Raw genomic sequence first — 10,648 nt, 5'->3', positions numbered from 1 at the left:
CCCGCTTCTCATGTCCCGGGCGAGCCGGCGGACAGGTCGTCGGGATCGTCGTCCACGACGTGCACGGCGGCCTCCTCGGCGCTGGCGGCAGCACCGTCGATGCCGACGTCGTCGCCGACCAGGGCCTTCTCGGTGTCCTCGCCGAGTCCCTCGTCGGGCGCGACCAGGCGGCCGGAACGCTCGTCGCCCACCTCGTCGTCGTAGACCTCGGGGTCCACGTCGGCGTAGGGGTCGACGTCGGGAACCTCCTGCGCGACGCGCTGGTCGAGGGTCTCGCCCTCGAGCGCCTCGTCGGGCGTGGTGCCGAAGCCCTCGCCCGCGCTCCACTTCTCCGGTGGGGAGTAGCCCTCGTCGAGCACATCGTCGACCCCTCGGTCGACGAGCGTGTCGTCGGGCTGGAGCTGGTCGAGGGCCTCCGACTCGTCGCGGTTGTCCTGGGCGTCGAAATCGATGGGTCCGTCGGTCATGCTTCGAGACTGCCACGCCGACGGCGCGACGCAAGTGCTGCGACGACCGCCACGAGCACCAGGGCCACGCAGCCGACCGCGACCGCCTCCCCGCGCTCGCTTCCGGTGCGCAGCGCCACGAGGAACGCGCCGGCGCCGATCGTGCTCCAGACGGTCGCCCACAGCGCGGCACCGGGGACCAGCCCGACGAGGTAGCGCGGCCAGGTCATGCCGGCGAGACCGGCGCCGGCGTTCACCACGGTCTGCGCGCCGACCGTCAGGAAGCTGGCGGTCACCACCGGCGGACCCCACCGGTCCACGCGGTCGGCGGCCGCGCGCAGCCGGGGGCCGGGCTCGCGTCGACGCAGCACACCCGCCGCGACCAGACGACCGACACCGTAGGTGGCGCCGGCGCGCAGCAGCACGATCGCGAAGAGCGCCAGCCACGCCCAGGCCCACGGCCACGACCGGATCTCCTCCATCATCGCGACGACTCCGGCGTGCTCGCGGGGAGTGCCGCCTCCAGCACGAGCGCGTCCCGGCCGGGGCCGTAGTAGCCATGGCGACGTGCGATCGGCTCGAAGCCGTGGGCGGCGTACAGGGCGAGCGCAGGGGCGTTGTCGTCGGCGACCTCGAGCAGCATGCGCGTCGCGTCACGGTCGGCGGCCGCCGTGCTCGCCGAGCCCACCAGGCCCGACGCGACGCCGTGGCGCCGGTGCGCCGCGCCCACGACCACGCGGTGCAGGTCGGCGACGTCGGCCACGACGCCGACGTCGACGTAGCCGGTCGTCACGCCGTCGCGCTCGTCGACGAGCACGATCCGGTCCCGCAGGGCGAGCTCCTCGCGCAGCGTGGCCGCGGACCAGGCTCCCTGGCCGAAGGCCTCGCGCTCGAGCTCGACGAGGGCCGCGAGGTCGCCGTCGTCCGCGGGACGGATCACCGCACGGGCGACGCCGGCCGAGCGTCCGGCCGGCGCAGGTAGAGCGGCTCCAGGGGCAGGACCTCGACCTGGCCGCTCACCACGCCGTCGGCGAGGGCCGCGGCCGACGCGTCGAGGGGTCCGTCGAGCGCCGTGAGCACGTCGGCGTACAGCTGGGCCCCTCGTCCGACCACGGGCAGGTCGGGGAGCAGGCGCGCGAGCTCGGCGGGCTTGTCGACGTTCGGGCCGTCGACCCGGCGCAGGACGCCGTCGTCACCGGGCGCGTACCGCGCCCAGTAGACCTCCTTGCGGCGGGCGTCGATGGCCACGACGTGCTCGTGGTCGAGCGCAGCGGCGAGGGCCAGGGCGTCGAGGGAGCACACGCCGTGGGCCGTGAGCCCGAGGGTCGACGCGAGGGTGCGCGCGGTGACGATGCCGACGCGCAGTCCGGTGAAGGGTCCGGGCCCCACACCGACGGCGACGTCGGTGAGGTCGCCTGCCGTCCGACCGGCCTCGGCGAGGGCGTCGCGGATCGCCGGGGCGAGCAGCTCGCCGTGCGCCATCGTGCCCTCCCCCTCGGCCCGGCCGACGACGACGTCGCCGTCGTGGACGGCGACGCTCACGGCGGGGCCGGAGGTGTCGATCGCAAGCAGCAGCACACGAGTGAGCCTACCCTCACTCCACTGGGCCATCGGGGCACGCCCGCAGCGTCGGGCAGCGATCATTCTCGTGGACCGGTCCCCCACGCAGAGAGCATCGTTCGTCGGTCCGGGCGGTCAGAGGTAGGTGACGCACCGGTCCGCGGCCCGGACGGGTGCGAGGCCTACCTCCGACGCCTTCGATAGGTGCGCCACCTACCTCTGACGGCTCCGACACGTGCGTCACCCGCCTCCGAGGAACGCAGCCTCAGACCGCCGAGAAGCCGCGTCGACGCAGACGCAGACCGAGCAGGACCTCAGCCGAGCAGGGTCGAGCGCAGCGGGACGTCGACCCAGCGGGGACCGTTCGGCTTGATGGTGACCACGCGCGGCTCCGCCTCGTCGGGGTGGTCGCCGTCGTGCTGGGTGCCGAGCGGGTCGATCGGGCGGGCGCCGCGCACCTCGATGCTCACCGAGAGCCAGCTGTCGTTGAGCTGCTCGGCCATGCCAGCGCCCCACTCCACCACGGTCACCGACTCCTCCGCCGTGGCGTCGAGGTCGAGGTCGTCGACCTCCTCGGCGCCACCCAGCCGGTACGCGTCGACGTGCACGAGCGCCGGACCGTCGGACTGCGACGGGTGCGTGCGGGCCAGCACGAAGGTGGGCGACGTGATCGGTCCGCGGACGTCGAGCGCGGCTCCCAGGCCCTGGGTGAACGTGGTCTTGCCCGCACCGAGGTCGCCGGTGAGGACCAGCAGGTCGCCGGGTCGCACGAGCTCGGCGACCCGCGCGGCCAGGTGGTGCATGACCTCGGGCGTCGGGACCTCGCGGGCGAGCCAGAGCGTCTTGCCCAGCACCAGGAGCGGACCCTCCTGGTCGACCGGGTAGTACTTGCGTCGCGTCCAGAACCGCACCGTGTCGGGCAGCTCCTCGCGCACGTGCAGCCAGATGCCGTCCTTTCCGCGCTCCTCGGCGGTGTCCTCGGCCACGCCCACCATGGCCGAGGCGACGCCGCGCGACTGGATCTCGGGGTCGACCGCCACGCGCCGCAGGCCCAGCTTGCCGGGGCGCGACTCGTCGAACAGCAGGGCACCCATGGGTACGCCACGACGCTCCACCAGCAGCCCGCCGGCCGTGCCGAGGACCTCGGCGACCGACTCGACCGTCTCCTCGAGCGCGGTCGACGGCGGGTCGAGGTCGGGCCGCACCCTGAAGGAGCGGTGGATGATGTCGACGACGGCCTCGGCGTGCTCGGGACCGGCGTCGATGACGTCGAGAGCGCGCATCAGCGGTCCTGCTCGCGCACCGGATGACCGACGGCCTCGAGCACGTCCTCGATCGCACGGGTGACGGCCACGTTCTCCTCGAACGGGATCATGTGTCCGGCGTCCTCCAGGGTCACGAGCTCGGCACCGTCGATGGCGTCGGCCAGGCGCCGGGCATGGCTGATCGGCGTGAGCAGGTCCTTCGTGCCGCAGGCCACGACGACGGGCACCTGCGCGAGACCCTTGGCCCCGGTCCGCACGTCGAGGTCGACGAACGCGGGGTAGAAGTCGAGCAGCACGGAGGTGTGCGCCCGCAGGATCATCTCGTCGGACATGTCGGCGTACTTCTGCGGCGCGTCGGGACCGACCGCCCAACGACGCACCACGCTGTAGCTGTTGAAGGTGCGTCCCCAGTCGAGCAGCGGGCTTCCCGCCCGCAGCAGCGGCAGCAGCCGGCGCAGCCCCGGGCTCTGGCGCACGAGACGACCGGCGCTCGTCGAGAGCAGCACCGCTCCCACCACCCGGTCACCGAACAGCGAGGGTGACTCGGCGGCCAGCTGCTGGACGGTGATGCCGCCCATGGAGTGGCCGACCAGGACCACCGGGCCGTCGGGCGCGACCTCGTCGAGGATCGTGCGCAGGTCGTCGGCGAGCTGCTCGAAGCTCGAGCCGTGCCGGGTCGATCGTCCCGAGCCTCCGTGCGAGCGCTGGTCGTAGAACACCATGCGCACGAGGCCGCGGAGCGCCAGGCGCTGGTAGTGCCACGTGTCGAGGGTGCAGACCCAGCCGTGCACGAACACCACGGTCAGCGGCGAGTCCTGCGTCGAGGAGCCCGCCTCGTGCCGGCCGGCCGGCGTCCCGTCGCCGCGTGTGCGTGCCTCGTCGACCTCGACGTTGAGCGCGACGCCGTCGGAGGCGATGACGGTGCGCGGCGTGCTGTGCACGCTGCCGAACGGCACGTCCTCGCCCCGCTGCTCGCGTCGGTGCTCGCGCCGGCGGGTGTCGACGACCTTCGCGGCGACCCCGGCCGCCACGAAGGCCCCGGCGGTCGCGGCCAGGGCGGTCAGACGGGCGGGAAGGTGGCTCATCACGGTCCTCGGTGGGCCGGCCGACGGACGGTGCGTCCGGCTCAGCCTCGGTAGGTGCGCTCGATGCGGCCGCCCAGTCGGGTGACGACCTCGTACCCGATCGTACCGGCGGCGCTCCCCCAGTCCTCCGCGGTGGGGGCGCCCGGCTCCGCGCCGAACAGCGTGACCACGTCGCCGCGGGTGGCGTCCCGGTCGCCCAGGTCCACGACCAGCTGGTCCATGCAGATGCGTCCGACCACGGGGGCGCGACCCCCCGCGAAACCGACCTCGGCGCGACCCGACGCGGTGCGGAGCACGCCGTCGCCGTACCCGAGCGGGACCAGCCCCAAGGTGGTCTCGCGGTCCGTGGTCCAGGTGTGGCCGTACGAGACCGACGTGCCCGCCGGCACGCGCTTCACGGCGGCGAGCCTGCCCCGCAGCGTGAGCACCGGTCGCAGGTCGGCGATCCCGGAGAGGGCGGGGTCGGGGGCGATCCCGTAGGTGGCGATGCCGGGCCGCACGAGGTCGAAGTGGGCCGAGGGGCGGGTGAGCAGGGCCGCCGAGTTGGCCAGGTGGCACCAGCGTGGGTCGAGGCCGGCACCCCGCGCGGTCTCGACGGCCTGTCGGAAGACCTCCTCCTGGAGGTCGTTGGCCCGGTGGCTCGGCTCGTCGGCACAGGCGAGGTGCGACCACACCCCCGTGACCTCGACGCGGCCCGACGCCTGCGCGGAGGCGGCGGCCCCGACCAGGTCGTCCCACTGCGGACCGAAGGCGCCGTTGCGGGCCAGACCGGTGTCGACCTTCAGCTGCACGCGCGGACGTCGGCCGGTGGGCACGTCGGCCAGGATCTCGGCGAGCTGCTCGGTCGACGACGCGGTGAGCTCGACGTCGCGCTCGACGGCGGCGGCGTAGGAGGCGCCGGGTGCCGCGAGCCAGCAGAGCAACGGCCCGGTGTCGCCGGACTCGCGCAGCCGGAGCGCCTCCTCGGGCGTCGCGACACCGAGCCACGAGGCGCCGGCCTCCCGCGCCGCGCGGGCCACCGGGAGCATGCCGTGGCCGTAGGCGTCCGCCTTCACGACCGCCATGAGCGCCGCTCCCGGAGCGAGCCGCGCGAGGGTGGCCACGTTGTGGCGGTACGCGTCGAGGTCGACGACCGCCTCGGCCTGCGGGCTCACCACCGGCGCACCTCCACCAGGGTGCCGTCGAGGAACGCCGCCACGGTGGTGGGCAGGGCCGCGGCGACCTCCGACGCGGCGACGGGACCTCCGGGGTTCGCCCGCACGGCCGCCGCTCCGTGCAGGAACGCGGCGAGGCGCCCGGCGTCGAACGGGTCGAGCCCGCCGGCCAGCAGCGACCCCGCGAAGCCGGCCAGCACGTCGCCGGACCCCGCTGTGCCCAGCCACGGCGTCCCGGACAGGTTGACGGAGCACCGTCGCTCGCCGGAACCGTTCCGCGGGGCGACGACGAGGGTGCGGGCACCCTTGAGCAGGACGGTGGTCCCCCAGCGGTCGGCGGCCGTGGCGGCGTGCGCCCACGGATCGGCCTCGACCGTCTCGCGGTCGACGTCGAGCAGGCGGGCCAGCTCACCCGCGTGCGGGGTGAGCAGCACCGGCACCTGGGGGTCGTGCGGCAGGTGCTCGATCGCACCGGCGTCGACGACCAGCGGCACGCCGTCGTCGAGGCACGCGGCGAGCTGATCGCCCACGTCGTCGCCGGCCCCCGGGCCGACCACCCAGGCCTGCACCCGACCGCGTCCGTGCACGACCTCTGGCGCCCGGTCGACCACGCGGGCGGCGAGCGCGTCGGTGCCCACGAACCGCACCATGCCCGCGAGGCCGGACTGCGCACCGGCCACGCAGAGGTGCGCGGCGCCGGCGTAGGCGTCGGACCCGGCCGACACCCCGACCACGCCACGCGCGTACTTGTGGGACTCCCCGCTGGGCACGTGTCGTCGCAGCACCTCGCCGTCACCGACCTCGAGCGCCTCGACGGCGGCGCCCGGCAGGTGCGGGCCGAGCCCGATGTCGACGAGGTGGGGCGGCTCCCCTCCCCCGGCGTCGGCGGCCGGCCCGACCAGGGAGCAGACCTTGTACGTGCCGAACGTGACCGTGCGGTCCGCCCGCACGTGCACGCCCGGGGCAACTCCCGTGTCGACGTCGACGCCGGAGGGGACGTCGACCGCCACGACGTGGGCAGACGTCTCGTGCGTCCACCGGGCCCAGTCCGCGGCCCGACCCTCGAGGCCGGCACGGGCACCGATGCCGAACAGGGCGTCGAGGCACCAGCGCTGGGCACCCGGGCCGTCGACGTGCTGCGCGCCGGCCGCCCGGGCCGCTGCGAGGCCCTCGGCGTGCACGGCGCCGGGGTCGAGCAGCGCGAGGTCCACGCGCACGCCGCGGTCGAGCAGATGGGCTGCCGCGAACAGGGCGTCGCCGCCGTTGTTGCCGGGACCGACGAGCACCACCACGACGTCGCCGGCCGGGACGTCGTCGAGGGCGTCGGCCAGTCCGCGGGCGGCGCGCTGCATGAGCGCGTCCCAGCCGGTCTCGCGGGCGAGCCGCTCCTCGGCGTCGCGCACCTGCGCGACGGTGTGCCCGCTCAGCACGTGCTCACGCCCCTGCTCATGACCCCCGTCATGATTCCGCCACGACGAACGCCGTGGCCACCGACGTGTCGTGCGACAGCGACACGTGCACGCGCGTGATGCCGAGGTCGGCCACCCGGGCCTCGGCCGCCCCGGAGAGCGAGAGGTGCGGAGCGCCGTGCTCGTCGAGCACGACCTCGATGTCCTGCCACGACATGCCCGCGGGCGCTCGCAGGGCCTTCACGAACGCCTCCTTGGCGGCGAAGCGTGCCGCCAGGCGCTCGGTGGAGAGCACGGCCTCGGCGGGGGTGAAGAGTCGCGAACGCAGCTCGGGCGTGCGCTCGAGGGTCCGCTCGAACCGGCCGAGGTCGACGACGTCGACCCCCACGCCCCAGATGCCGGACACCGTCGACCTACTCGACCGTGACCGACTTGGCGAGGTTCCGCGGCTGGTCCACGTCGTGGCCGAGCAGCGACGCCAGCTCGCACGCGAAGATCTGCAGCGGCACCGTGGCCACGAGGGGCTGGAGCAGCGTGGGCACCTTGGGCAGCCGGATCAGGTGGTCGGCGTAGGGCACGACGTCGTCGTCGCCGTCCTCGGCCAGCACGATCGTGAGGGCGCCGCGGGCGCGGACCTCCTGGATGTTGCTGACGATCTTCTCCTGCAGCTGGTCGCGTGCCTTCGGTGGCACGACCACGAAGACGGGGATGCCGTCCTCGATGAGCGCGATCGGGCCGTGCTTGAGCTCGCCCGCGGCGAAGCCCTCCGCGTGCAGGTACGCCAGCTCCTTGAGCTTGAGCGCCCCCTCGAGCGCCACGGGGTAGCCGACGTGCCGACCGAGGAACAGCACGGACCGACGGTCCGACAGCTCCGCGGCGAGCTTGCGCACCTGGTCGCCCTCGTCGAGCATCCGCTGGATGCCGGCCGGCAGCTTCTCGAGCGCGCCCATGATGGCGTCGATCTCGTCGCCGTACTTGGTGCCCTTGACCTGGGCCAGGTACAGACCCAGCAGGTAGCAGGCCACGACCTGCGACAGGAAGCCCTTCGTGGACGCGACGGCGACCTCCGGCCCGGCGTGGGTGTAGATGACCGCGTCGGACTCGCGCGGGATGGTGGAGCCGTTGGTGTTGCAGATGCTCAGCACACGGGCGCGCTGCTGGCGGGCGTACCGGATGGCCATGAGCGTGTCCATGGTCTCGCCGGACTGGCTGATCGCCACGACGAGCGTGGACTTGTCGATGATCGGGTCGCGGTACCGGAACTCCGAGGCGAGCTCGACCTCGCACGGGATGCGCGTCCAGTGCTCGATGGCGTACTTGGCCACGAGTCCGGCGTAGGAGGCGGTGCCGCAAGCGATGACGATGATCTTGTCGACGTCGCGCAGCTCGTCGTCGCTGAGGCGCATCTCGTCGAGCTGGAGACGGCCCGCACGGCTGTAGCGGCCGAGCAGGGTCTCGGCGACGGCCTGCGGCTGCTCGTCGATCTCCTTGAGCATGAACCAGTCGTACCCGCCCTTCTCGGCGGCCGAGACGTCCCAGTCCACGTGGTAGCTGGTGGTCTCGGCCGGCGTACCGTCGAAGCCGGTGACCACCATGTCGTCGCGGGTGATGGTGACGACCTGGTCCTGGCCGAGCTCGACCGCCTCGCGGGTGTACTCGATGAAGGCCGAGACGTCGGACCCGAGGAAGTTCTCGCCCTCGCCCCGCCCGACCACGAGCGGGGAGTTGCGCCGCGCGCCGACGACGACGTCGGGCTGCTGCGCGTCGGTGATGACGAGCGTGAAAGCACCCTCGAGCCGGTTGCAGACGGCACGCACGGCGTCGTCGAGGGCGGGCGTGCGCACGAGCTCGTCGGAGAGCAGGTGGGCCACGACCTCGGTGTCGGTGTCGGACTGCATCTCGTGCCCGGCGGCCTCCAGCTCGGACCGGAGCACGGCGAAGTTCTCGATGATCCCGTTGTGCACGACCGCGATGCGACCGTCCTCGCTGAGGTGCGGGTGCGCGTTGCGGTCGTTGGGCGCGCCGTGGGTGGCCCAACGGGTGTGCCCGATGCCCGTGGTGGACTCCGGCAGCGGCGACTCGGCGAGCACCCCGTCGAGGTTGACGAGCTTGCCCGCCTTCTTGGCCCAGGCGATCTGACCGGTCTCGGGGTCGGCCAGCGCGACTCCGCCGGAGTCGTAGCCGCGGTACTCGAGGCGACGCAGCCCGCCCATGACGACGTCCAGGGCGCTGCGGTGCCCGACGTAACCCACGATTCCACACATGCGCTCCAGGGTACCCAGGGAACCCGCCGGCTCCCGCTACCGGCAGGATGAGGCCATGGCTCGTGAGCTCTCGCCGTACGTCGAGATCGAGAGGTCCGCATGGGCCGACCTCGCCGACGACGTGCCGCAGCCGCTCACCGCGGCCGACGTCGAGCGTCTGCGTGGCCTCGGCGACGAGCTCGACATCGACGAGGTGCGCGAGGTCTACCTGCCCCTCACCGAGCTGATCAGCCTCCGGGTGCGTGCCGCGACCCGGCTCTGGGAGGCCACCGAGTCGTTCCTGCGGGAGCCGCAGCCCCAGCGCACCCCGTTCGTCATCGGCGTGGCCGGGTCCGTGGCCGTCGGCAAGTCCACGACCGCCCGGCTCCTGCGCGCTCTGCTCTCCCAGTCACCGGACCACCCGCGCGTCCAGCTGGTCACCACCGACGGCTTCCTCTGGCCCAACGAGGAGCTCGAGCGTCGGGGCATCCTCCAGCGCAAGGGCTTCCCGGAGTCCTACGACCGCAAGGCGCTCCTGCGCTTCGTCATCGACGTCAAGTCCGGCGTCGAGCAGGTCTCGGCGCCGGTCTACTCCCACCTCACCTACGACCGCACCGACGAGACGGTGGTGGTGGAGCGGCCCGACATCGTCATCGTCGAGGGCCTCAACGTCCTCGCTCCGGCGAAGGAACGCGGCGACGGGTCACCCGGGCTGTCGGTGAGCGACTACTTCGACTTCTCCATCTACGTCGACGCCTCCAGCAAGGACATCCGCCGCTGGTACGTCGACCGGTTCCTGGCCCTGCGCCGCACGGCGTTCGCCGACCCCGCCTCCTACTTCCACCGCTACAGCAGCCTCACCGACGACGAGGCGCGAGCCCGCGCCGAGGAGCTGTGGGACACGATCAACTGGCCCAACCTGCGCGAGAACATCCAGAGCACCCGCGGCCGCGCCGACCTGGTGCTGCGCAAGAGCGCCGAGCACTCCGTGAAGTGGGTGCGGTTCCGCAAGATGTGAGCCGGACGAGCCGGACTGCGGGTGCGGCGGCCGGCCGGGTCGCGTCCTGTGGGTGAGTCGGCCGGGCTGAGATCTCCCTGCTGCTGCGACAACTCGGCCGGGCTCTCGGCTGCGGCTGCGTCGCTGTGGCTTCGCGTTCTCCTGCGGCTGCGTCGCTGTGGCTTCGCGTTCTCCTGCGGCTGCGTCGCTGTGGCTCCACGTTCTCCCGCGGCTGCGTCGCTGTGGCTCCGAGGCGGGGCGGTCTCCGAGAGGGCCCCGACCGGAGCAGTCGGTCTCAACCCGGCTGGGTCTGCGGGGCGCGGCCACGATTCTCCCTCTGCGCGGAATCCACGGACGATTCGTCCTTCGCGTGGACCGTCCCACGCAAAGGAAAAATCTCTGCCCACCCGCCGCGCACCGGCGCCCCGGCGAACGCAGGATTCTGCCTTCGTGCGCAGAACCCCGAACGATGCTGCGTTCCGCACCGGA

The 10,648-nt window shown here is 73.3% G+C and carries 11 protein-coding genes; 1 reads left to right on the top strand and 10 read right to left on the bottom strand.

Annotation, left to right across the window (positions count from 1 at the left end):
* Positions 1 to 8: 8 nt before the first annotated feature.
* The 10 genes from ASF38_RS09495 to glmS form a co-directional block, all read right to left on the bottom strand.
* Positions 9 to 467 (bottom strand): DUF5709 domain-containing protein, encoded by a 459-nt coding sequence (locus ASF38_RS09495; protein WP_056575504.1) that lies wholly within the window; start codon positions 465 to 467, stop codon positions 9 to 11.
* The gene (locus ASF38_RS09490; RefSeq protein WP_055964429.1) at positions 464 to 931 is read right to left on the bottom strand and encodes a DedA family protein; all 468 of its coding nucleotides are present in this window, start codon (positions 929 to 931) and stop codon (positions 464 to 466) included. Before ASF38_RS09490 ends, ASF38_RS09495 begins: the two co-directional genes overlap by 4 nt.
* Complete coding sequence (locus ASF38_RS09485) at positions 928 to 1,386, bottom strand: GNAT family N-acetyltransferase (RefSeq protein ID WP_056575501.1); 459 nt, start codon at positions 1,384 to 1,386, stop codon at positions 928 to 930. The genes ASF38_RS09490 and ASF38_RS09485 overlap by 4 nt, the downstream gene beginning before the upstream one ends.
* A complete protein-coding gene (gene tsaB / locus ASF38_RS09480; protein WP_056553461.1) occupies positions 1,383 to 2,024 on the bottom strand; it encodes a tRNA (adenosine(37)-N6)-threonylcarbamoyltransferase complex dimerization subunit type 1 TsaB in 642 nt (213 codons plus the stop codon). Before tsaB ends, ASF38_RS09485 begins: the two co-directional genes overlap by 4 nt.
* 296 nt (positions 2,025 to 2,320) lie before the next feature.
* Entirely contained in the window at positions 2,321 to 3,289 is a 969-nt protein-coding gene (gene tsaE / locus ASF38_RS09475) for a tRNA (adenosine(37)-N6)-threonylcarbamoyltransferase complex ATPase subunit type 1 TsaE (protein WP_056553463.1), read from the bottom strand.
* Positions 3,289 to 4,356, bottom strand: a complete 1,068-nt coding sequence (locus tag ASF38_RS09470; protein ID WP_055964416.1) for an alpha/beta fold hydrolase — start codon at positions 4,354 to 4,356, stop codon at positions 3,289 to 3,291. Before ASF38_RS09470 ends, tsaE begins: the two co-directional genes overlap by 1 nt.
* A gap of 41 nt (positions 4,357 to 4,397) precedes the next feature.
* Complete coding sequence (gene alr / locus ASF38_RS09465; RefSeq protein ID WP_056575498.1) at positions 4,398 to 5,513, bottom strand: alanine racemase; 1,116 nt, start codon at positions 5,511 to 5,513, stop codon at positions 4,398 to 4,400.
* Positions 5,507 to 6,940, bottom strand: a complete 1,434-nt coding sequence (locus ASF38_RS09460) for a bifunctional ADP-dependent NAD(P)H-hydrate dehydratase/NAD(P)H-hydrate epimerase (RefSeq protein WP_056575493.1) — start codon at positions 6,938 to 6,940, stop codon at positions 5,507 to 5,509. The genes alr and ASF38_RS09460 overlap by 7 nt, the downstream gene beginning before the upstream one ends.
* Positions 6,941 to 6,968: 28 nt before the next feature.
* Positions 6,969 to 7,325: a holo-ACP synthase gene (locus tag ASF38_RS09455; protein WP_056553472.1), complete on the bottom strand. Its 357-nt coding sequence runs from the start codon at positions 7,323 to 7,325 to the stop codon at positions 6,969 to 6,971.
* Positions 7,326 to 7,332: 7 nt separating this feature from the next.
* Positions 7,333 to 9,183, bottom strand: coding sequence for a glutamine--fructose-6-phosphate transaminase (isomerizing) (glmS, locus tag ASF38_RS09450; RefSeq protein ID WP_056553477.1), 1,851 nt, complete (start codon positions 9,181 to 9,183; stop codon positions 7,333 to 7,335).
* Positions 9,184 to 9,238: 55 nt separating this feature from the next.
* On the opposite strand from glmS, the gene coaA reads away from it, so the two are divergent.
* On the top strand, positions 9,239 to 10,180 hold the full coding sequence (gene coaA / locus ASF38_RS09445; protein WP_056575490.1) for a type I pantothenate kinase: 942 nt from the start codon (positions 9,239 to 9,241) through the stop codon (positions 10,178 to 10,180).
* Positions 10,181 to 10,648 lie beyond the last annotated feature (468 nt).

This window comes from Aeromicrobium sp. Leaf272, assembly GCF_001422865.1.
Taxonomy (GTDB): Bacteria; Actinomycetota; Actinomycetes; order Propionibacteriales; family Nocardioidaceae; genus Aeromicrobium.
The sequence above is the reverse complement of the archived record's forward strand: the minus strand, read 5'-3'. Positions and strand labels throughout refer to the sequence as shown.

What these genes read in the sequence shown, in the direction of transcription:
- tsaE (WP_056553463.1), bottom strand. Translation starts at nt 3,289, where the DNA reads ATGCGCGCTCTCGACGTCATCGACGCCGGTCCCGAGCACGCCGAGGCC.
- ASF38_RS09470 (WP_055964416.1), bottom strand. Translation starts at nt 4,356, where the DNA reads ATGAGCCACCTTCCCGCCCGTCTGACCGCCCTGGCCGCGACCGCCGGG.
- ASF38_RS09490 (WP_055964429.1), bottom strand. Translation starts at nt 931, where the DNA reads ATGATGGAGGAGATCCGGTCGTGGCCGTGGGCCTGGGCGTGGCTGGCG.
- coaA (WP_056575490.1), top strand. Translation starts at nt 9,239, where the DNA reads ATGGCTCGTGAGCTCTCGCCGTACGTCGAGATCGAGAGGTCCGCATGG.
- ASF38_RS09495 (WP_056575504.1), bottom strand. Translation starts at nt 467, where the DNA reads ATGACCGACGGACCCATCGATTTCGACGCCCAGGACAACCGCGACGAG.
- glmS (WP_056553477.1), bottom strand. Translation starts at nt 9,183, where the DNA reads ATGTGTGGAATCGTGGGTTACGTCGGGCACCGCAGCGCCCTGGACGTC.